Origin of the sequence: Psychrobacter immobilis, from assembly GCF_904846285.1 — a bacterium.
Lineage (GTDB): Bacteria > Pseudomonadota > Gammaproteobacteria > Pseudomonadales > Moraxellaceae > Psychrobacter > Psychrobacter immobilis_D.
Genome location: NZ_CAJHAD010000066.1, coordinates 1 through 978, shown reverse-complemented (window position 1 = coordinate 978; position 978 = coordinate 1). Strand labels below are relative to the sequence as shown.

The window sequence follows — 978 nt, the reverse complement described above, 5'->3', positions numbered from 1 at the left end:
GCTCAAAGCAGTAATCTTAAAAAAAATAGCAAGACACATTCCTAAGGGTGGCAAGACCGACAGTCACTATCGCAGACTACAGCGATTTTTTGCCGAAGCGAGGATAGACTATGATCAACTGGCTTTAATGATATATCGACTATTTGGGCTAGGCAAAGTCACCTTAACCATTGACCGCACCAACTGGAAATGGGGTAAAAGTAACCTCAACATCTTTATGCTAGGGGTGGTATATAAAGGGATAGCCATCCCCTTATACTGGCAAATGCTAGATAAGCGAGGTAATACAAACCATCTTGAACGCTGTGAACTTATTGAGCGGTTTATCAAACAATTTGGCAAAGATAACCTTGAGATGATAGTAGCAGACAGAGAGTTTGTTGGCGAAAAATGGTTTAACTGGCTCACCAATAATCACATACCCTTTGCCATACGGATTAAGAAGAACAGTAAAGTTAAGAATCATCATGGCAAGTTGGTACAGATTAAAGAGTTATTTCGCCATGTTGGCCATCAAGAAACATATCGACATGGGCGAATACTGACTGTCGATGGTTGTTTGGTTCGAGTATTTGCCAAGCGTGATAAAGACTACGGTTTAGTGATTGTGGCAACCAATCAACTAGAAACAGTGGATGCGATGATAAGCTATGGCAAGCGTTGGGAAATTGAGACTTTATTTGCTTGTCTAAAGGGGAGTGGCTTTAATCTTGAAGATACCCACTTAACCCATCTTGATCGGGTCAGTAAATTAGTCGCAGTGAACGCCTTAGCATTTTGTTGGGCTTATCATGTCGGTATTTATAAAGACAAAGATAAGCCGTTAAAACGCAAGTTGAAGTCAAACGCTCGACCTCAAGCCAGTTTGTTTGCGCTTGGCCTGGATTTATTGATTGAAGGTCTTCGTTTGGTGTTTTTTAACAATGATAAGACTGTCTTTCGACAGTTAGTTAGCTTTTTAACCCCTAAACCTATGAA

The 978-nt window shown here is 40.6% G+C and carries 1 protein-coding gene; it reads left to right on the top strand.

All coding sequences use genetic code 11. The features are described 5' to 3' along the window. Positions 1 to 978: IS4 family transposase (locus tag JMX13_RS13560; RefSeq protein ID WP_201613339.1), on the top strand; the 978-nt coding region annotated here is incomplete at both ends.